We start from the raw sequence: 19,284 nt of genomic DNA, 5'->3' as shown, positions 1-19,284 counted from the left end.
CCGTTAGGTTATTGATGTGAAAAAGAAGGTTCCTGCTCTACCAGTGCCGCCTGGCCCGCCGCCGGTTTCACCCACGTCAGGTAGGCCAGCACCAGCAGCACGATCCAGACCACACCGACGATCAGCGCCGCCTGGGTGTCCGGGAAATAACCCAGCACGCCGAAAATGAACAGCATGAAGGCAATCGCCGCCATCGGCGCATAGGGCCAGAACGGTACAGGGAACTTCAGTTGTGCGACCTGCTCGGCACTCATGGAGCGACGCATGGCCACCTGGGTACACAGAATCATCAGCCAGACCCATACCGTGGCAAAGGTCGCGATGGAGGCGATCAACAGAAACACGTTTTCCGGAATCAGGTAGTTCAACAGCACACCCAGCAGCAGCGCGGCACTCATCACCACCACGGTCATCCATGGCACGCCATTACGCGACAAACGGGCGAAGCCCTTAGGTGCGTGCCCTTGCTGGGCCAGACCGTACATCATGCGGCCAGCGCCGAAGATGTCGCTGTTGATGGCCGAGATCGCCGCCGAGATCACCACAATATTGAGGATGGTCGCCGCCGAGCTGATGCCCAGATTGTCGAAAATCTGCACGAACGGACTGCCTTGGCTGCCGATCTGCTGCCATGGAAAGATCGACATCAGTACGAACATGGTCAGCACATAGAACAGCAAAATACGCAACGGTACGGCATTGATCGCTCTAGGCAGCACATGCTGCGGATCTTTGGCCTCACCGGCGGTCACGCCGATGATTTCAATCCCGCCGAATGCGAACATCACCACCGCGAACGAAGCGATCAGGCCACCCACGCCATTGGGCATGAAACCGCCATGGCTCCAGAGGTTGCTGATATCGGTCGCTTGGGCGCCGGGCGCCGTGCTGATGCCGAACAGCATGATGCCGAAGCCACCCAGAATCATCGCGACGATGGCTGCGACCTTGAGCAGTGACAGCCAGAACTCCATTTCACCGAAGACCTTGACGTTACACAGGTTCAAGCCGCCGACCACCGAAACGATGCCCAGCACCCAGATCCAGCGGGAGACTTCCGGGAACCAGAAGCCCATGTAAATACCGAACGCGGTGACGTCGGCCATGCCGACGATGACCATTTCGAACGCGTAGGTCCAACCGAGGATGAAGCCCGCCATCGGCCCCAGATAGGTGCTGGCGTACTGACCGAAAGAGCCGGCCACCGGGTTGTGCACTGCCATCTCACCGAGGGCGCGCATGACCATGAACACCGCTGCGCCACCGATCAGGTAGGCGAGCAATACCGCGGGGCCGGCCATTTGAATGGCCGAGGCAGAACCGTAAAACAGCCCGGTGCCGATCGCCGACCCCAGCGCCATGAAGCGAATATGTCGGGCAGAAAGCCCGCGTTTCAAACCTTTTGCTGGCTGTTGCATTTCTCGTCCTTAATTATTCTTATTCGACGCAAAATCGAATCGCGAGCAGGCTCGCTCCCACAGGGTTTACACAATCCACTGTGGGAGCGAGCCTGCTCGCGAATAGGCCATTACAGGCTCGGCAGCAACTTCGCCATTACCAGCTCGTTCAGGCAACGCGAGGCCAACAATTCAGTCGCAGCATTGATGTCCGGCGCAAAGAAACGGTCCTTCTCATAAAACGGCACTTCGTTACGCAGGATGGCACGGGCCTTTTCCAGTTTTGCCGAGCTCTTCAGGCCTTCGCGCAAGTCCAGGCCTTGAGCCGCCGCCAACCATTCCACGGCCAGAACACCGCGGGTGTTTTCCGCCATTTCCCACAGGCGCTTGCCTGCAGCCGGGGCCATGGACACGTGGTCTTCCTGGTTCGCCGACGTCGGCAGGCTGTCTACCGAATGCGGATGTGACAGGGCCTTGTTCTCGCTGGCCAATGCGGCAGCGGTCACTTGGGCGATCATGAAGCCAGAGTTCACGCCGCCGTTTGCCACCAGGAATGGCGGCAGTTGCGACATGTGCTTGTCCATCATCAGCGAGATGCGGCGTTCGCTCAGAGAACCGATTTCAGCGATGGCCAGCGCCATGTTGTCAGCGGCCATGGCCACGGGTTCGGCGTGGAAGTTACCGCCGGAAATCACATCGCCTTCAGCGGCGAATACCAGCGGGTTATCGGAGACGGCGTTGGCCTCGATAGCGAGCACTTCAGCGGCCTGACGGAACTGAGTCAGGCAGGCGCCCATGACTTGTGGCTGGCAGCGCAGGGAGTACGGGTCCTGGACCTTTTCGCAGTTTTCGTGCGAGTCGGACACTTCACTGCGCTCGCCCAGCAGGTCGCGGTAAGCGGCAGCGGCGTCGATCTGGCCTTTCTGGCCACGGGCGGCATGGATGCGAGCATCGAACGGCGAGCGCGAGCCCAATACCGCTTCAACGGTCAGCGCGCCCAGCGCGACAGCGCCAGCGAACAGGTCTTCGCCTTCGAACAAACCGCGCAGTGCGTAAGCGGTCGACACTTGAGTGCCGTTGAGCAGCGCCAGGCCTTCTTTCGCGGCCAGGGTCAGCGGCGTCAGGCCGGCGACTTTCAGCGCTTCGGTCGCCTCCATCCACTCGCCCTTGTAGCGCGCCTTGCCTTCACCCAGCAGCACCAGCGACATATGGGCCAACGGCGCCAAATCGCCGGAAGCACCGACCGAGCCTTTCAATGGAATGTGCGGGTAAACCTCAGCGTTGATCAGGGCGATCAGCGCGTCGATGACCACGCGACGGATACCGGAGAAACCACGGCTCAGGCTGTTGACCTTGAGCACCATGACCAGGCGCACCAAGGCGTCGCTGATCGGCTCGCCGACACCGGCGGCGTGAGACAGCACCAGCGAGCGCTGAAGGTTTTCCAGGTCTTCGCTGGCGATGCGGGTCGAGGCCAGCAGGCCGAAACCGGTGTTGATGCCATAGGCGGTGCGGTTCTCGGCGAGGATCTGTTCCACGCAGGCAACGCTGGCTTCAATTTGTGCCGAGGCGCTGTTGTCGAGGGTCAATTTCACCGGCTGCTGATAGACATCACGCAGTTGGGCGAGGCTCAGTTGGCCGGGAATCAGGTTTAGCGCAGTCATTTTGTGCTCCTTTTGAGAGTTGTAAATGCTCTCTATTTAGAGAGGCAGACCAGACGCTCCGGAAATGTCCGTTGTCCGTCGCGCCTGCCTCTTGGGGAGACGCGCCTTGGCACGCTGGTTTTATTGGGAAATCAGTTCAGATTCGGTAAAGCCTTTTGCAGCAAGTTCGGGTCTTTCAATACACCGGCAGCGGCGGCAATGTCCGGTGCCAGCCAGCGGTCCTGATCGTAGGCAGGAACGCGCTCACGCAGCAGACGCCAGGCAGCATCGGTACCGGCGCCGAAGCGTTGCTCTTTCAAGAATTCAAACGCCTGAGACGCCAGCAGGTACTCGATGGCGAGGATCTGCGTGCAGTTTTCCAGTGCGCGGTGCAGCTTCAGCGCGGCGTTGGTGCCCAGGCTCAGGTGGTCTTCCTGAAGGCCCGACGTGACGTAGTTGTCGAGCACCGCCGGTTGCGCCAATTGGCGGTTTTCCGCGCACAGGGACGCGGCGACGTACTGGACGATCATCATCCCGGAGTTCACCCCCGGGTTGGCCACCAGAAATGCCGGCAGACCACTGACGTGAGGGTTGATCAAGCGGTCCAGGCGACGCTCGGCGATGGAGCCGATTTCGGCCATGGCGATGGCCAGCAGGTCTGCTGCCAATGCCACGGACTGACCGTGCGGGTTGGCCTGGGACACCACGCGGTAGTTGTCCGGCGTGCCCAGCACCAGCGGGTTGTCGGTGGCGCTGTTGAGTTCGGTTTCGATCTGTCGGGTCGCGTGAACCAGTTGATCGCGCGCCGCGCCGTGAACCTGCGGGATCGAACGAATGCTCAAGGCATCCTGGGTGCGAATGCCCTTGCTGCTGGCGATCACTTCGCTACCGTCGAGCACCGCACGCAGATTGATCCCCACTTGCTGCATGCCCGGGTGCGGCTTGAGTGCAATGATCTCGGCATCGAACGCATCGATCTGACCGCGCTGGGCCTCGAAACTCATGGCACCGATCACGTCGGCCCATTGCAGCAGGCGCGTGGCATCGGCAATGGCCAGGCAGCTCAGGCCGGTCATGCACGGCGTGCCGTTGACCAGGCACAAACCGTCCTTGGCGCCGAGCTTGACCGGTTGCAGGCCTTCTTCGGCCAGGGCTTGCTGAGCGGAAACGACCTGCCCGCGATAGCTGACATTGCCGACACCCAGCAGCGCAATGCCGATGTGCGCCATGTGGGTCAGGTAACCCACGGAACCCTGGGAAGGCACTTGCGGGGTGATCCCACGGTTGAGCAACGCCAGCAAGGCTTCGACCACCTGGCGGTGCAGGCCGGATTTGCCATGGCTGTAGTTGACGACAGCAGCGCACATGATCGAGCGAGTCTGCTCGTCGGTCAGGGGCGCGCCAACGCCACAGGCATGGCTGAGCAAGGTATTGCGCGACAACTGGCTGAGTTGTTCATCCGCCAGCGAGACGTTGCACAACGCCCCCAGCCCGGTGTTGATGCCGTAAGCGCGCTCACCGCTGGTGACGATACGCTGGACGATGCCTTGCGCGTTTTCAATCCGTGCCCAGACCTGCGCCGACAGCTCAAGCTGCGCGCCATCACGGGCGACGGCCACCACATCCTGCCAACGCACGGGGGCATCGGCGATAACGATTTTTTCAGCCTGGGACATCTTCAACCTCGTGCGTACAACCTGAATTGATCGTTCCCACGCTCTGCGTGGGAATGCTGCCTGGGACGCTCCGCGTCCCGTTGCCAGTGCAAGGCTCAAGCCCTGCGCATGTGTGACGCGGAGCGTCACGGGATGCATTCCCACGCAGAGCGTGGGAACGATCGACCTTTAAACCACCGCCGCCCGCCGTTGCACAAACCGGTCGACATATTCATCCGCCGGCGAATGCAGGATCTCTCTCGGGGTGCCGACCTGGATCAGGCGGCCGTCCTTGAGGATCGCGATGCGGTTGCCGATGCGCACGGCCTCGTCGAGGTCGTGGGTGATGAAGACGATGGTCTTGTGCAGGGTCTTTTGCAGCTCCAGCAACTGGTCCTGCATCTCGGCGCGGATCAGCGGGTCGAGGGCGCTGAACGCTTCGTCCATCAGGATGATGTCGGTGTCCGCCGCCAGGGCACGGGCCAGGCCCACACGCTGACGCATGCCGCCCGAGAGCTGATGCGGGTATTTGTTTTCGTAGCCCTTGAGGCCCACGGTGTTGATCCAGTGCAGCGCACGCTCGGCGCACATGGCTTTGCTCTCGCCACGAATTTTCAAGCCGTAGGCGACGTTGTCCAGCACGCTCTTGTGCGGCAACAGGCCGAAGCTCTGGAACACCATGCTGATCTTGCGTCGACGAAATTCGCGCAGGGCTTCCATGTCGTATTGCAGGATGTCCACGCCATCCACCAGGATCGCGCCGCTGGTCGGGTCGATCAGGCGATTGAAGTGGCGTACCAAAGTCGACTTGCCGGAGCCCGACAGGCCCATGATCACGAAGATCTCGCCGCTGCCGATGCTCAGCGACAGATCGTTCACGCCGACCACGCAGCCGGTTTCGGCCAGCACCTGGTCCTTGGTTTTGCCCTGGCCAATCATCGCCAGTGCATCTTTGGAACGGTTGCCAAAAATCTTGAAGACGTTTTTGACTTCGATCTTGCTTACGGTCGCGTTGTTCATTTGCTCACCTCATGCCGGGCCCGACCGTACGCCTGAGTAATACGGTCGATCACCACAGCCAGAATCACGATCGCCAGACCGGCTTCCAGGCCACGTCCGACGTTGAGGGTCTGAATCCCCACCAGCACGTCTTCACCCAAGCCACGGGCACCGATCATCGAAGCAATGACCACCATCGACAGCGCCATCATGGTGGTCTGGTTGATCCCGGCCATGATGCTCGGCAGGGCCAGCGGCAGTTGCACGCCAAACAGTTGCTGCCAGCGGTTGGCACCGAAGGCGTTGATCGCTTCCATCACTTCACCGTCGACCTGGCGAATGCCCAGATCGGTCAAGCGGATCAGCGGTGGCGCGGCGTAAATCACGGTGGCGAAAATCGCCGGGACCTTGCCCAGGCCGAACAGCATCAGCACCGGGATCAGGTACACGAAACTCGGCATGGTCTGCATGATGTCCAGCAGCGGCATCAGTATCGAACGCAGGCGGTTGCTGCGCGCCGAGAGAATGCCCAGCGGAATGCCGATCAGCACCGAAATGATCGTCGCCACCATCATCAACGCCAGGGTTTGCATCAGCTTGTCCCAGAGGCCGACGGCACCCACCAGGAACAACAAGCCGACGATCACGGCCGTGGTCACGACTTTGCGGGTCGCGTGCCAGGCAACGCCTGCGACGATGGCCAACATCAGCCACCAGGGCGCCGCGCGCAGCAGCCCTTCAAGATTGACGATGGCCCACAGCAGGGTGTCAGAGATCTGCCGAAACACGTCGCCGTAGTTGGTGACCAACGAGTCGACCCAACCGTTGACCCAGTCGGCGATGGAAAAGGTAAAGCTTTCGGGAAACATAAGAGACTCTCAATCAAGGGGTTGCGATCAAGCGTCCGACTGCCGCTACCGGCAGTCGGAGAGGCCCAACCTACAAGGCCGCGTCGATTTTCTTGGCTGCGTCTTCGCTCACCCAGGCGTGCCAGACTTCAGGATGTTCCTTCAAGAAGATCTTGGCCAGTTTTGGCGACTCGATCCGCTCTTTGGTCATGCGCCCCAGGTTCTGGTTGAGGATGTCGATCGGCACATTGACTTTTTCCAGTACAGCCACCAGTTCCGGGGCTTGTTCGTGGAACGTCTTGGACAGGCCGACCTTGATATCCACGGTCTTGTTCACGCCTGGCTTCTCTTCGAGTTTCACCACATCGACCTGGCCCATCAGCGGGGTGGGCGACCAGTAGTAGAACAGGATCGGCTCGCCACGCTTGTAGCTCGACAGCACGGCGGCATCCAGCGCCGGGCCGGTGCCTGGGCGGAAGTTGGTGTAGGTGCTTTCCAGACCGTAGCTTTTCAGCATTTCGCTGTTGTCCAGCTCACAGGTCCAGCCGGCCGGGCAATTGTAGAAACGGCCTTTGGACGGCTCTTCAGCGTCTTTGAAGATCGCCGAGTATTTGCCCAGGTCAGCAATGTTTTTCAGGTCCGGGGCTTTAGGTTCCAGTTTGCGCTTGGCGTCGCCTTCGATCACGTAGCGCGGCACGTACCAGCCTTCAACCGCGCCAACAACCGGAGCGCCGACACCGACGACTTTGCCGGCCTTCTCGGCCTTGTTCCAGACTTCGCTGCGGCCGACCCACTCTTCGGCAAACACTTGAATGTCGTTGCTGCTCAGGGCGTTTTCCATGGTGATGGAGTTGCCCGGCAGGCTGTCGGTCTTGCAGTCGTAGCCTTTCTCCAACACGACTTGCAGCACGTCGGTCAGCAGCATGGCGCTTTCCCAGTTCAGGCCGGCAAATTTCACCGGTTTGCCCGACTCGCACCAACCGGCTGCCTGAGTGGCGCCGGCACTGGCCAGCAGGCCCATGGAAAGCAATGTGGTCAGCAGGGTCTTGTTCGATTTCATTGTTGTGACGCTCCTAATCATGAATTGGCTTACGGCAGTCAAGAGGCATCCAGCCCTGTCCACGTCCAATCAGGCCTGCGCCGCAGCGCGACCAACATTCAGCTTTTGTTCAGTGATCGCGTCCTGCTCGACCGGCAGGATCAAACGATCAGGCACTGTGCCGTGCCATTTTTTTGCGCACACGTAATACAGGGCGGCGGGAATCACCAGACCGATGATCCAGGAAATATCCACATCACCCAGGGCCGCCACCAGCGGACCGGTATAGAACTTGGTGGAGATGAACGGCAGTTGAACCAGCACACCGAAGACATAAATGCTGATACCGAGGACGTTCCAACGACCATAGCGACCGTTCGGATCGGCCAGCGCCGGCACGTCATAGCGCTCGCGGGTGATGCAGTAGTAGTCCACCAGGTTGATCGCGCTCCATGGCGTAAAGAACGCCAGCAGGAACAGGATGAAAGACTTGAACGCACCGAGGAACGAGTGCTGGCCGAGCAACGCCATCAGGGTCGCAGCCCCGACGATGACCAGCACGAACACCAGACGCTGCAAGCGCGATACCTTCAGGTCACCACGGAACCCGCTGATGATGGTCGCAATGCACATGAAGCTGCCGTAGGAGTTCAGCGTGGAGATGGTGACCTTGCCGAACGCAATGCTGAAATACAGCAGCGCAGCGGTGGCACCGGTACCGCCCAGACCCACGATGTAGGCCACTTCGTGGCCGGCGAATTGTCCGTTGGCCGAAGCGGCGGCGAACACGCCGAGGACCATCGCCACCTGTGCACCAATCACCGAACCGGCGCCTGCGGCGAAAAAGGTTTTCACCGAGGAAGTCTTGCTCGGCAGGTAGCGCGAATAGTCAGCCACGTACGGGCCGAAGGCGATCTGCCAGGACGCCGCGAGCGACACCGCGAGCAAGAAGCTGCTCCAGCTGAAGTGGCGGATTTGCAACAGCGCGCCGACGTCAGTCTGGCTCATCAGACGGCTGAACAGATAAACAAAGGCAATCACACCAATGACACTGGCGACACGGCCGATCCAATGGATCACCCGATAACCAAGCACCGTGACCAGCACGATGACGCTGGCGAAAATGAGGATACCGACGGTATCGCTGACACCAAACAACTGGCCCAGCGCCTGGCCGGACAGTACGGTTCCCGTTGCGGTGAAACCGAGATACATCAAGCAGACCAATACGATCGGGATGGCCGCGCCGTAAACACCGAACTGCACACGACTGGAGATCATCTGCGGCAGGCCAAGCTTGGGGCCTTGCGCGGCATGCAGCGCCATCACACCACCGCCGAGCAGTTGACCGATCAACAGACCGATCAACGACCAGAACACGTCACCGCCAAGGACCACGGCCAATGCGCCGGTGACAATCGCGGTGATTTGCAGGTTGGCACCCATCCACAGGGTGAACTGACTCAACAGACGACCGTGTCTTTCCGCTTCCGGGATGTAGTCGATCGAGCGTTTCTCGATCAACGGTTTGTTACCTGCACGCTCGCTGTTAACAGCCATGGTTCAACCTCTGTGGATTGTTATTCTGGTTTCACTCAATCTCTGTAGCAGCTGCCGAAGGCGGCGTCGGGTTGCGAAGCGACCCCGGCATTCCAACGCGGAACGAAGGTCCTTCGGCCCTTAACGCAGCCTGCGGCAGCTGCTACATGGCTTGTTTATTTGCCGGTGATCATCGGCAGGTTCAGCCCTTGTTCCTTCGCGCAGTCGATGGCGATCTGGTAGCCCGCATCGGCGTGACGCATGACGCCGGTAGCCGGGTCGTTGTGCAGGACGCGAGCAATACGCTCGGCCGCTTCGTCAGTACCGTCGCAGACAATCACCATGCCCGAGTGCTGGGAGAAGCCCATGCCGACGCCGCCGCCGTGGTGCAGGGAAACCCAGGTCGCGCCGCTCGCGGTGTTGAGCAGAGCGTTGAGCAGTGGCCAGTCGGACACGGCGTCGGAACCGTCCTGCATGGATTCGGTTTCGCGGTTCGGGCTGGCTACCGAGCCGGAGTCCAGGTGGTCGCGACCGATGACGATAGGCGCGGACAATTCACCGCTGCGTACCATTTCGTTGAACGCCAGACCCAGCTTGGCGCGCAGGCCCAGGCCAACCCAGCAGATACGGGCCGGCAGACCCTGGAAGCTGATGCGCTCGCGGGCCATGTCCAGCCAGTTGTGCAGGTGGGCGTCGTCCGGGATCAGCTCTTTGACCTTGGCGTCGGTCTTGTAGATGTCTTCAGCGTTGCCCGACAGTGCAGCCCAACGGAATGGGCCGATGCCGCGGCAGAACAGCGGACGGATGTAAGCCGGTACGAAGCCAGGGAAGTCGAATGCGTTTTCTACGCCTTCTTCCTGGGCCATCTGACGGATGTTGTTGCCGTAGTCGAAAGTCGGGATGCCCATTTTCTGGAAATCCAACATCGCTTTAACGTGCACGGCCATCGATTGCTTGGCGGCTTTGACCACGGCGGCAGGCTCGGTTTTGGCGCGAGCGCGGTACTCTTCCCAGGTCCAGCCGGCCGGCAGGTAACCGTTGAGCGGGTCGTGGGCGCTGGTCTGGTCGGTGACCATGTCCGGGCGTACGCCACGACGAACCAGTTCCGGCAGAATTTCAGCCGCGTTACCCAGCAGCGCGATGGAAATCGCCTTGCCTTCTTTGGTGTATTTGGCGATGCGGGCCAGCGCGTCGTCGAGGTCTTTGGCCTGCTCGTCGACGTAGCGGCTGTTCAAACGGAAATCGATGCTGACCTGCTGGCATTCGATGTTCAGCGAGCAGGCACCGGCCAGGGTCGCGGCCAGCGGTTGGGCGCCGCCCATGCCACCGAGGCCTGCGGTCAGGACCCAACGACCTTTCAGGTCATCGTTGTAGTGCTGACGACCGGCTTCGACGAAGGTTTCGTAGGTGCCTTGAACGATGCCCTGGCTACCGATGTAGATCCAGCTGCCGGCGGTCATCTGGCCGTACATGGCCAGGCCTTTGGCGTCCAGTTCGTTGAAGTGCTCCCAGCTTGCCCAGTGTGGAACCAGGTTGGAGTTGGCGATCAGAACACGCGGTGCGTTGCTGTGGGTCTTGAACACGCCGACCGGCTTGCCGGATTGCACCAGCAGGGTCTCGTCGTCGTTCAGATTGGTCAGGCTTTCAACGATCTTGTCGTAGCATTCCCAGTTACGTGCCGCACGACCGATACCACCGTAAACCACCAGTTCTTTAGGGTTCTCGGCGACTTCCGGGTCGAGGTTGTTCATCAGCATGCGCAGTGGCGCTTCGGTCAGCCAGCTCTTGGCGGTCAGCTTGTTACCGCGGGCAGCGCGGATTTCAACGTCACGAAATTTAGTCACGAAAAAAACTCCTCAGCAATCAATCCAAAACCAACCCAGGCAGTGGGCGAGCAAGCCGATGGGCATCAGTGCACACCGGCGAATCAGTGGACGACGGTTGAGTCTTCGTGACTCATACGCATACGTCTTTACTTGTACATACAAGCATATGCAATCAAGCGGCCAACTTGTTGGATGGATGTTCAAGAAAACCTTTTGGCATGGCTGGAGAGCGCCTGAATCAAGGGTTCTGGCGTAGATGAAATTTTTCGGGGGGATTTTTGGTAGCGCTGGGGTGCTGTTACTAAAGCGAGGTTTTGCGCCGCGCTGGGGCGTTCGGTAACAAGTTGGTGCGCTTAGGGGAACAGAAATGAAGTATCGGGCAACTTGCGATCTGTAGCAGCTGGCGAAGCCTGCGTTCGGCTGCGTAGCAGTCGCCTATCAGATGAGATGGCCCTGGAGACCGCAGTGGCTGATTTCACGACTGCTGCGCAGCCGAACGCAGGCTGCGCCAGCTGCTACAAAGTGAGCGTTGACTCAGTGAGCCGTCAGTTCGATCACACAGCAGGGGCCGTTGGTCGAGACTTCCAGCAGGCCGGTGTTACCGTCGAGTTGCAGGCAATCATGGCGACCAAGGTGCGAAGCGCTGTTACCTGTCTGCACGTCCAATGTGTCGCTGATGCTGAACACCAACACCGTACTCGCCGAGCTGAAAAACTGCTGCTCGCCGGAAAGCCACTGCAAGCGCGCATCAAAACGCTGCGGCGCATAAATCAGGTTGAAATCGCGAATCGGCCCGCCGAGCAATGTGCAGGACACGTCGCTCTCACCGCTAAAGGCAAACGGGGTCAGCGGTAACAACGGATGCGTATCTTGACCGTCCACCCGCAAGGTCATGCCATCACCTTGCAGCACGGTGATGACGCGCTCGTACCCGGTGAACGTCGAGAAGCCGCCCGACTCGCCGATGTCGGCAATCGACAGGCGCCAGCCAAAACCGTCAAGGCCCGTGCCTGCATCGCGGGTGATTTCTTCTGTGCTGCCACCGCCGTTTTTCCACGGCATGCGTGGGTAATCCTGGGCGCGCAAAACCTTCAAAGCATTCATTTATGAAAGCGTCCTTCCAGACGATGACGGGAACCGGGGTGGATCAAACGGGCGGCGGTCACTGGCTGACGGCCCGACCAGGTGCGGCGGCGAATCAGCAGGCACGGCTCGCCCTTTTCAATCTGCAGCAATTTGCATTCGCTGGCTTCGGCCAGAATCGCCTCGACCACATGCTCGCCCTCCGTCAGCGGCGCGACCTGGTTCAGGTAGGCGTAAGGCGTTTGCAGGGTGAAGTCCTGCTTGAGGTAGTCGGGGGCCACCAGCGCGTTGACGAAACGGTCTTCGATTTGCACCGGAATATCGTTTTCGAAATGCACGATCAGCGAGTGGAAAACCCGCTGCCCTTCGCGCATGTCCAACGCCAAAGCGCGTTCGGAGCCGGCGGCTTCTTCTTCGAGGGTAATCACTTTGCAGGTGTGACGATGACCACGGGAGGCGATTTCGTCGGCAATGTTGTGCACTTCAAACAGCGCGGACTGGCTTTTCGGCTCGGCGACGAACGTGCCGACGCCTTGCATGCGCACCAACAGACCGTCGGCAGTCATCTCCCGCAGCGCACGGTTGATGGTCATGCGGCTGAAACCCAGTTGGCTGACCAACTCGCTTTCCGACGGAACGCGATAGTGCGGCGGCCAGTTTCCACTGTCGATTTGCTGGGTAATCATCTGTTTGACGCGGGCGTACAAGGGCGCCGGACTGTCGCCCATGTTCGCGGCCAACGGTGACACTGGGGGCGGAGTCGGCACGGTTAATCCTTGGTCGTTTAGTGAATATCGCTAGCTTGCCGGAGTTTACCGGGCAGGCAAACGTCTGTATATGTATATACAAATAACACACGATGGGGTGCTGAACCATGTCCGCCTTCTTTGCCGAACGCGCGCTGCTGCCTAGTGGATGGGCCAACAATGTACGTCTTGAGGTCAATGCCGAGGGCGTTTTGACCCATATCCAGGCCGATTCCCATGCAGATGGCGCCGAACGGCTGAGCGGTCCACTGCTGCCGGGAATGCCGAATCTGCACTCCCATGCCTTCCAGCGAGCAATGGCCGGGCTGGCAGAAGTGGCGGGCAATCCGAACGACAGTTTCTGGACCTGGCGCGATTTGATGTATCGCCTCGTCGGAAAAATCAGCCCGGACCAACTCGGCGTCATCGCCCGTCAGTTGTACATCGAAATGCTCAAGGCCGGTTACACATCGGTGGCGGAATTTCATTACGTGCATCACGACACCAACGGCCAGCCTTATGCGGACCCGGCCGAGTTGGCGCTGCGCATCAGCCAGGCCGCCAGTTCCGCCGGTATTGGCCTGACCCTGCTGCCGGTGCTCTACAGCCACTCCGGTTTTGGTGGCCAGACCCCGAACGAAGGTCAGCGCCGCTTCATCAACAGCACCGAAAACTACCTCAAGCTTCAGTCGCGCTTGCAACCACTCCTGGCGCAGCAACCAGCGCAGTCGCTGGGTCTGTGTTTCCACTCATTGCGCGCAGTCACGCCGCAGCAAATCAGCGAAGTGCTGGCGGCCAGCGACAAGCAATGCCCGGTGCACATCCATATCGCCGAGCAGCAGAAAGAAGTCGATGACTGCCTGACCTGGAGTGGTCGCCGTCCGCTGCAATGGCTGTATGAAAACACCGAGGTCGATCAGCGCTGGTGCCTGGTTCACGCCACCCACGCCAACGCCGAAGAGGTCACGCTGATGGCCAAGAGTCGCGCCATCGCCGGCTTGTGCCTGACCACTGAAGCCAACCTGGGTGACGGGATCTTCCCGGCGGTGGATTTCCTCGCTCAGGGCGGACGCATGGGCATCGGCTCTGACAGCCATGTCTCGTTGAGCGTGGTGGAGGAATTGCGCTGGCTGGAATATGGCCAGCGTCTGCGCGATCAGCGGCGTAACCGCTTGTATGGCGCGGATCAGCCAATGGTGGGCCGCACGCTGTACGACGCCGCACTGGACGGCGGCGCACAGGCACTGGGGCAGCCGATTGGCGCGCTGGAAGTGGGCAAGCGGGCAGATTGGCTGGTGCTCGATGGCAATGATCCGTACCTGGCGACGGCCAGTGGCGACGGGATTTTGAATCGCTGGCTGTTTGCCGGTGGTGATCGCCAGGTGCGCGATGTGCTGGTCAATGGCCAGTGGGTTGTGCGTGACGGGCGTCATGCCGATGAGGAAGAAAGCAACCGCGCTTTCACCCAGGTCCTGCGCGATCTTTTAGGCTGATAAAAAAACCTGTGGGAGATTCTATGTTGCAGGGGAACCCTGCAGCCTTAAATTTGGCTGGTATTCGCTCTGGTTTTTCATGAGAGCGAATGCCACCCGGCATAGCTTGCGGGCGAGGATCACCAGGGCTTGGGTTTTTGCCAAGCCTCTGACGAGATAGGACTCATAGTACGGTTTCCAGGTGGCAGACCGACAAGCCGCCATCGCCGCGTTGTGAGCCAGGCGCCGCAGCTCCGTATCGCCTTTTTTGGACAGGTGGCGAGGGCTGTTCTTCTTGCCTGAATCCTTTGCTCGCAAGTCCATCCCCAAAAAAGCAATGAATGCATCGCCGTTGGCGAAGTGACCGCGCATGAATGCGGTCGCCAAGCCCATAGCCGTAAGCTCACCGATCCCCTCAATGGCTTTGCAGCGCTTGATGTTTTCGGTGATGCCTGCCTTTTTGCTGACTTTGTGCAGTAATTTCTGGATGGCTTGCTCCGCTTGTTTGAAGGACTTCAATTGCCGGGCCAATTCATCCTTCAGAAGCGGTTCACCTGACCAACTCAGCGTCATGCCCACACGCACATTGATAAGCTCTGCGCGTCTATGAAGCAGACTTTTCAACACCTTGTAGGCCTGCGGAGGTGGACTCCAGAGGCGCAGTCGATCCTGCTCGCTAGACAGGTAACGCGCGAGCAGGCGCGCATCACAAGGGTCGGTTTTCGCCCGTTGGCCAATGCTTTCGCGGTAGTGGCTCAGACGATAAGCATCCACAACGTAAACCCGGTGTCCCATTTCATGGGCCAGTTCGACCGTGTCCAAGTGGTAAATGCTGGTGGCTTCCAAAGCAATTGAGCTTTGCGCAGGCAGAGCTTTGAGCCAACGCCCAAGAGTCTCTCGGTCGTTGTTGATGTGTTGAGTGGTTTGCATGTCTTCGCGGTAAGCGACGATTTCGGCCTTGGCTACATCGATACCGATTACCGTTGGCGAGGTAAGGATTGTCATGACGAATCCTCGGAGCTAGGGTTTAAGGGCTTGTCGGGGTTTACCCTTGCGCTGGCTTGCCTCTATCGTCGGTTTTACCGATGAATTCCTTATCGGCGCTTCGGGTAGAAGGGGCGGGACGAGAAGTCTCCCACGGTCCGTACTGGCTAGAGTCGGAATCGAGCTTTTAGTCCCGCCCACCCCTTCAAGTCTAAACATACAAGCGAGCTTGCTCGCGATGGCGGCCTGTCAGTCAACATTTCTGTTGAAGCTGATGGCCTCATCGCGAGCGAGCTCGCTCCCACAGGTATATGTGCAGTTAGTCCGAGGTCTTGGCCATCTGCTGCTCCGACGCACGCCAGATCAGCCGCGAGGTGTCGTAACCCTGCTGACGCGCCTTGCTCAGCAGCTCCTCGCGCACGACGCCATTGACGATCGGCGTGCGGGCCAGCAGCCACAGATACTTGCGACTCGGGTCGCCAACAATGGCTGTCTTGTAGTCGTCGCTGACGTACAGCACCCAGTATTCGCCCTTCGCCGTGCCGGGGATCAACCGAGAGAACCAGGTATCGAACTTGACCCACAATTTGTCGGTTTTGCCCGGCACCTGTGGATAAGCCGTGCCCTTGACCTCTTCCCACTGCCACTGCGGCGTCAGACAGCGGTTCAAGACCGCCAGGTTGCCGTCCGGCTTGAGCGTGTAATGGGCTTCGGATTGTGCGCAGTCACGCTGGAAATACATGGGCATGCGAGCCAACTCGTACCAGGTCCCTTGGTAGCGCTTGAGGTTGACGCTGTTGACGGTTTTTGGCGCCAACGGATCTTGGCCAGAAGTGGCGCAGCCAGCCAAAACCAGGCCGGCAAAAAGTACGAGTAATAACCGCTTCATTGTTTTTCTCCCGCGGGCGCAGCGCCCCGGTTTACTTCAGGCCTTGGCCGGAAAACATCAATACTTTGTCACCGGCGTACTGCACGCTGATAAAGCTGTTTTTGTCGCCCCAGGTGCAACTGGACATGCCGAGCGCGCCCGAGCAATCAGCAGGTGTACCCAGCAACGTCTCGACCTCGGCCTTGGGCATGCCGGTCGATAGTTTCGAGTAGTTTTCCTGATTGACCTTGCTGCATGCGGCCAACAACACGCAGAACGAGAGCAAGGCGATAGAACGCAGCGACATGGTGAGACTCCTGGAACGAAGGGGAATGGCATGGCTGCCAAGCTGAAGCTTAGAAGAGCAAACCCCCATCTGGTTCCCCGACTGTTGTGCTATTTATCGGGCCACTCGTCTGCCTTCTTTCGAAAAATCAGTAACTTTCTCGCGCCATTGAGTATTTCGTCGGTTTTTGCAAAAACGCGCCTAATCTTTGGCGCTGACCAGTCGACATAGAGGCAGCGCCAAGCCCTCGACTGTGACGATTTGACGCCCCTCGCCGACCAGCCCCTCCGCGGTAATGCATTTAATGACCAGAAACATGAAGTTCAGCCACAAGATCCTGTTGGCAGCCGCCCTCGTGGTCGCCGTTGCGTTCGCCTGCTTTATCCTGTTCAACGACTACCGCCAGCGCCAGACCCTGCGCAGCAGTACCGAATCGTCGATGCAGGAACTCGGCAGCCTGACCACCAGCAACATCCAGACATGGCTGGAAAGTCGCATCCAGTTGCTGCAATCGCTGTCCCAGCAGATCGCCGTGGATGGCAGCGCCCAGGCCAGCCTGAAACGCGCCATCGACCTGCCGGCCTACACCAGCAACTTCCAGCTGAGCTATTTCGGTGGCACTGACGGCGTGATGTTCTCGGTCCCGGCCGGCAATCGCGCCGCCGACTACGATCCTCGTTCCCGCGGCTGGTACAAGGCGGCCAACAGCGCACAACAGACCATCGTCACCGAACCATACATTGCCGCATCCTCCGGCAAACTGGTGATCACCGTCGCCACGCCAGTGAAGTATCAGGGCCAGATGATCGGCGTTGCCGGCGCGGACATTGACCTGTCCAGCGTCAGCGCGATCATCAACTCGCTGAACTTCGGCGGCCACGGCCACGCGTTCATCGTCAGTGCCGACGGCAAGATCCTGATTCACCCGGACAACAAACTGGTGCTCAAAGGCCTCGCCGACGCCTACCCGAACGGCGCGCCGAACGTCAGCCCGGGCATGAAAGAAGTCGAGATCGACGGCAAGAAACAGTTCATGTCCTTCACCCACGTCAACGGTGTGCCGTCGGCAGACTGGTACGTGGCACTGGTGCTGGATCAGGACACCGCGTTCTCGATGCTCAGCGAATTCCGCACCTCGGCGATCATCGCCATGGTGATTGCCGTGGTGATCATCATCGCGTTGCTGGGCGTGTTGATCAGCGTCCTGATGCAGCCGCTGCTGACCATGGGCCGCGCGATGCATGACATCGCCGAAGGTGAAGGTGACCTGACCAAGCGCCTGACCATTCATGGCCAGGACGAATTTGGTGCACTGGGCACGTCCTTCAACCGCTTTGTAGAGCGTATTCACACCTCGATTCGTGAAGTGTCGTCGGCCACCGGCCAAGTCAACGAAGTCGCCCTGCGTGTGGTGGCCGCTTCCAACTCGTCGATGTTCAACTCCGATCAACAGGCCTCGCGTACCAGCAGCGTGGCCGCGGCGATCAACGAGTTGGGTGCCGCCGCCCAGGAAATCGCCCAGAACGCCGCCCTCGCTTCCCAGCATTCGAGCGATGCCCGCGCCATGGCAGAAGATGGCCAGCAAGTCGTCGACAAGACCATCGCGGCGATGCAGCAGCTGTCGGCGAAGATCAGTGATTCGTGCGGCAACATTGAAACGCTCAACAGCAACACCGTGAACATCGGGCAGATTCTGGAAGTGATCACCAGCATCTCCCAGCAGACCAACTTGCTGGCCCTGAACGCGGCCATCGAAGCGGCTCGCGCCGGTGAAGCCGGTCGTGGTTTTGCCGTGGTGGCGGACGAGGTGCGCAACCTGGCGCACCGCACGCAGGATTCGGCGCAGCAAGTGCAGAAGATGATCGAGGAATTGCAAGTCGGCGCCCGCGAAGCGGTGAGCACCATGACCGACAGCCAGCGCCAGAGCGAAAGCAGCGTCGGCATCGCCAACCAGGCTGGCGAACGCCTGGGCAGCGTGACGCAGCGCATTGGCGAAATCGACGGGATGAATCAGTCGGTGGCGACAGCGACTGAGGAACAGACTGCCGTGGTGGAATCGATCAACGTCGACATCACCGAGATCAACACGTTGAACCAGGAAGGCGTGGAAAACTTGCAGTCAACCTTGCGCGCCTGCGCTGACCTGGAACAGCAGGCGGCGCGGTTGAAGCAGTTGGTCGGCAGCTTCCGGATCTAAGGCGCTCTCTCGGGCCCCATCGCGGGCAAGCCCGCTCCCACATGGATCACTGTGGGAGCGGGCTTGCCCGCGATGGGGTCATCAACCGCATTGAAGATTTAGAACCTGGACCCAGGCTTCGACAGAAACGCCAACTCCTCAGCCGTCGACTCCCGCCCCAACACCGCATTGCGATGCGGAAACCGCCCAAACTGCGCAATCACCCTCTGATGTTTCTCGGCATAGTCCAGATAGTCGGTAAACAGTGTTCGATCCGCCTCCGGCTGTTGCGCCAGCAAATCGATGTAACGCGAGATGCACTCGTTCTGCACCACCAGGTGTTCGCAGTGCTCCAGCACCAGATAGATGAACACCCGCTGAATCGGCCGCAACTGCCGGTCGAAATCCGCAGCAATGCCTTGCGCCACCAGTGCCTGAGCCCTGAGATCGCCGGAATAGGATTTGGGAGTGTCGCGGTAGATCATTCGCGGGAGTTGATCGAGCAACAGCACCAGAGCCAGCCAACCTTCGGGGCGTTGCGCCCAGTCAGTCAAACCGCCGGTCAGTGCCTGCTCGACCCAGTCCCCGAAACGCGTGTGCGCTTCGAGGTCCTGGCTGTCGCGCTTGCCGAACCACAACTTGCCCTTGTCAGCCGCTATTTCGCTGGCGGATTGGAAAGAACCAAACCACCAATCGAGCAACGGCTGCCAGGGCGCGGTCATG

The 19,284-nt window shown here is 59.8% G+C and carries 16 protein-coding genes and 1 pseudogene; 3 read left to right on the top strand and 14 right to left on the bottom strand.

Annotated elements, in window-relative coordinates:
* Positions 1-8: 8 nt before the first annotated feature.
* The 10 genes from LOY55_RS01720 to hutC all read right to left on the bottom strand — a co-directional run bounded on the left by LOY55_RS01720 (position 9) and on the right by hutC (position 12,757).
* On the bottom strand, positions 9-1,418 hold the full coding sequence (locus LOY55_RS01720) for an amino acid permease (protein WP_077432302.1): 1,410 nt from the start codon (positions 1,416-1,418) through the stop codon (positions 9-11).
* 110 nt (positions 1,419-1,528) lie between these two features.
* Complete coding sequence (hutH, locus tag LOY55_RS01715) at positions 1,529-3,061, bottom strand: histidine ammonia-lyase (RefSeq protein WP_223525466.1); 1,533 nt, start codon at positions 3,059-3,061, stop codon at positions 1,529-1,531.
* Between the two features lie 131 nt (positions 3,062-3,192).
* Complete coding sequence (gene hutH / locus LOY55_RS01710) at positions 3,193-4,716, bottom strand: histidine ammonia-lyase (RefSeq protein WP_109785356.1); 1,524 nt, start codon at positions 4,714-4,716, stop codon at positions 3,193-3,195.
* A 168-nt stretch (positions 4,717-4,884) separates the two neighbouring features.
* Positions 4,885-5,715 (bottom strand): glycine betaine/L-proline ABC transporter ATP-binding protein, encoded by an 831-nt coding sequence (locus LOY55_RS01705; RefSeq protein ID WP_052961897.1) that lies wholly within the window; start codon positions 5,713-5,715, stop codon positions 4,885-4,887.
* Positions 5,712-6,563 carry a proline/glycine betaine ABC transporter permease gene (locus LOY55_RS01700; RefSeq protein WP_109785355.1) on the bottom strand — a complete coding sequence of 284 codons (852 nt, stop codon included), beginning with the start codon at positions 6,561-6,563 and terminating at the stop codon, positions 5,712-5,714. Before LOY55_RS01700 ends, LOY55_RS01705 begins: the two co-directional genes overlap by 4 nt.
* Positions 6,564-6,633: 70 nt before the next feature.
* Complete coding sequence (locus LOY55_RS01695; protein WP_046031211.1) at positions 6,634-7,602, bottom strand: ABC transporter substrate-binding protein; 969 nt, start codon at positions 7,600-7,602, stop codon at positions 6,634-6,636.
* A gap of 69 nt (positions 7,603-7,671) precedes the next feature.
* The gene (locus LOY55_RS01690; protein ID WP_223525467.1) at positions 7,672-9,141 is read right to left on the bottom strand and encodes a cytosine permease; all 1,470 of its coding nucleotides are present in this window, start codon (positions 9,139-9,141) and stop codon (positions 7,672-7,674) included.
* 155 nt (positions 9,142-9,296) lie between these two features.
* Positions 9,297-10,964 carry a urocanate hydratase gene (gene hutU / locus LOY55_RS01685; protein WP_223525468.1) on the bottom strand — a complete coding sequence of 556 codons (1,668 nt, stop codon included), beginning with the start codon at positions 10,962-10,964 and terminating at the stop codon, positions 9,297-9,299.
* A gap of 516 nt (positions 10,965-11,480) precedes the next feature.
* Positions 11,481-12,050, bottom strand: coding sequence for a HutD family protein (locus LOY55_RS01680; protein WP_223525469.1), 570 nt, complete (start codon positions 12,048-12,050; stop codon positions 11,481-11,483).
* Positions 12,047-12,757, bottom strand: a complete 711-nt coding sequence (gene hutC, locus LOY55_RS01675) for a histidine utilization repressor (RefSeq protein ID WP_154505298.1) — start codon at positions 12,755-12,757, stop codon at positions 12,047-12,049. The genes LOY55_RS01680 and hutC overlap by 4 nt, the downstream gene beginning before the upstream one ends.
* Positions 12,758-12,903: 146 nt before the next feature.
* Between hutC and LOY55_RS01670 the strand changes: the two genes are divergently transcribed.
* Positions 12,904-14,268 carry a formimidoylglutamate deiminase gene (locus tag LOY55_RS01670; protein ID WP_223525470.1) on the top strand — a complete coding sequence of 455 codons (1,365 nt, stop codon included), beginning with the start codon at positions 12,904-12,906 and terminating at the stop codon, positions 14,266-14,268.
* Positions 14,269-14,289: 21 nt separating this feature from the next.
* On the opposite strand, the gene LOY55_RS01665 is transcribed toward LOY55_RS01670, so the two are convergent.
* From LOY55_RS01665 to LOY55_RS01655, 3 genes are all read right to left on the bottom strand, one after another.
* Entirely contained in the window at positions 14,290-15,252 is a 963-nt protein-coding gene (locus tag LOY55_RS01665) for an IS110 family transposase (RefSeq protein WP_046031124.1), read from the bottom strand.
* A 298-nt stretch (positions 15,253-15,550) separates the two neighbouring features.
* The gene (locus LOY55_RS01660) at positions 15,551-16,120 is read right to left on the bottom strand and encodes a lipocalin family protein (RefSeq protein ID WP_223524466.1); all 570 of its coding nucleotides are present in this window, start codon (positions 16,118-16,120) and stop codon (positions 15,551-15,553) included.
* Positions 16,121-16,151: 31 nt separating this feature from the next.
* A complete protein-coding gene (locus LOY55_RS01655) occupies positions 16,152-16,406 on the bottom strand; it encodes a lipoprotein (protein ID WP_046031217.1) in 255 nt (84 codons plus the stop codon).
* A 274-nt stretch (positions 16,407-16,680) separates the two neighbouring features.
* Between LOY55_RS01655 and LOY55_RS31075 the strand changes: the two are divergent.
* Positions 16,681-17,724: pseudogene (locus tag LOY55_RS31075) on the top strand (cache domain-containing protein); the annotation flags it as partial.
* A gap of 93 nt (positions 17,725-17,817) precedes the next feature.
* Positions 17,818-18,582, top strand: a complete 765-nt coding sequence (locus LOY55_RS31070; RefSeq protein WP_371916744.1) for a methyl-accepting chemotaxis protein — start codon at positions 17,818-17,820, stop codon at positions 18,580-18,582.
* A gap of 98 nt (positions 18,583-18,680) precedes the next feature.
* Here the strand turns inward: LOY55_RS31070 and LOY55_RS01645 are convergent, their stop codons facing one another.
* Positions 18,681-19,283, bottom strand: a complete 603-nt coding sequence (locus LOY55_RS01645) for a DUF924 family protein (RefSeq protein ID WP_223524464.1) — start codon at positions 19,281-19,283, stop codon at positions 18,681-18,683.
* Position 19,284: the final 1 nt, after the last annotated feature.

This window comes from Pseudomonas sp. B21-040 (genome assembly GCF_024748695.1).
Taxonomy (GTDB): domain Bacteria; phylum Pseudomonadota; class Gammaproteobacteria; order Pseudomonadales; family Pseudomonadaceae; genus Aquipseudomonas.
The sequence above is the reverse complement of the archived record's forward strand: the minus strand, read 5'-3'. Positions and strand labels throughout refer to the sequence as shown.

Excerpts from the sequence above, each read along its gene's own strand:
- LOY55_RS01720 (WP_077432302.1), bottom strand. The coding sequence starts at position 1,418 with ATGCAACAGCCAGCAAAAGGTTTGAAACGCGGGCTTTCTGCCCGACAT.
- hutH (WP_223525466.1), bottom strand. The coding sequence starts at position 3,061 with ATGACTGCGCTAAACCTGATTCCCGGCCAACTGAGCCTCGCCCAACTG.
- hutH (WP_109785356.1), bottom strand. The coding sequence starts at position 4,716 with ATGTCCCAGGCTGAAAAAATCGTTATCGCCGATGCCCCCGTGCGTTGG.
- LOY55_RS01705 (WP_052961897.1), bottom strand. The coding sequence starts at position 5,715 with ATGAACAACGCGACCGTAAGCAAGATCGAAGTCAAAAACGTCTTCAAG.
- LOY55_RS01700 (WP_109785355.1), bottom strand. The coding sequence starts at position 6,563 with ATGTTTCCCGAAAGCTTTACCTTTTCCATCGCCGACTGGGTCAACGGT.
- LOY55_RS01695 (WP_046031211.1), bottom strand. The coding sequence starts at position 7,602 with ATGAAATCGAACAAGACCCTGCTGACCACATTGCTTTCCATGGGCCTG.
- LOY55_RS01690 (WP_223525467.1), bottom strand. The coding sequence starts at position 9,141 with ATGGCTGTTAACAGCGAGCGTGCAGGTAACAAACCGTTGATCGAGAAA.
- LOY55_RS01680 (WP_223525469.1), bottom strand. The coding sequence starts at position 12,050 with ATGAATGCTTTGAAGGTTTTGCGCGCCCAGGATTACCCACGCATGCCG.
- hutC (WP_154505298.1), bottom strand. The coding sequence starts at position 12,757 with ATGGGCGACAGTCCGGCGCCCTTGTACGCCCGCGTCAAACAGATGATT.
- LOY55_RS01670 (WP_223525470.1), top strand. The coding sequence starts at position 12,904 with ATGTCCGCCTTCTTTGCCGAACGCGCGCTGCTGCCTAGTGGATGGGCC.
- LOY55_RS01665 (WP_046031124.1), bottom strand. The coding sequence starts at position 15,252 with ATGACAATCCTTACCTCGCCAACGGTAATCGGTATCGATGTAGCCAAG.
- LOY55_RS01660 (WP_223524466.1), bottom strand. The coding sequence starts at position 16,120 with ATGAAGCGGTTATTACTCGTACTTTTTGCCGGCCTGGTTTTGGCTGGC.
- LOY55_RS01655 (WP_046031217.1), bottom strand. The coding sequence starts at position 16,406 with ATGTCGCTGCGTTCTATCGCCTTGCTCTCGTTCTGCGTGTTGTTGGCC.
- LOY55_RS31070 (WP_371916744.1), top strand. The coding sequence starts at position 17,818 with ATGTTCAACTCCGATCAACAGGCCTCGCGTACCAGCAGCGTGGCCGCG.
- LOY55_RS01645 (WP_223524464.1), bottom strand. The coding sequence starts at position 19,283 with ATGACCGCGCCCTGGCAGCCGTTGCTCGATTGGTGGTTTGGTTCTTTC.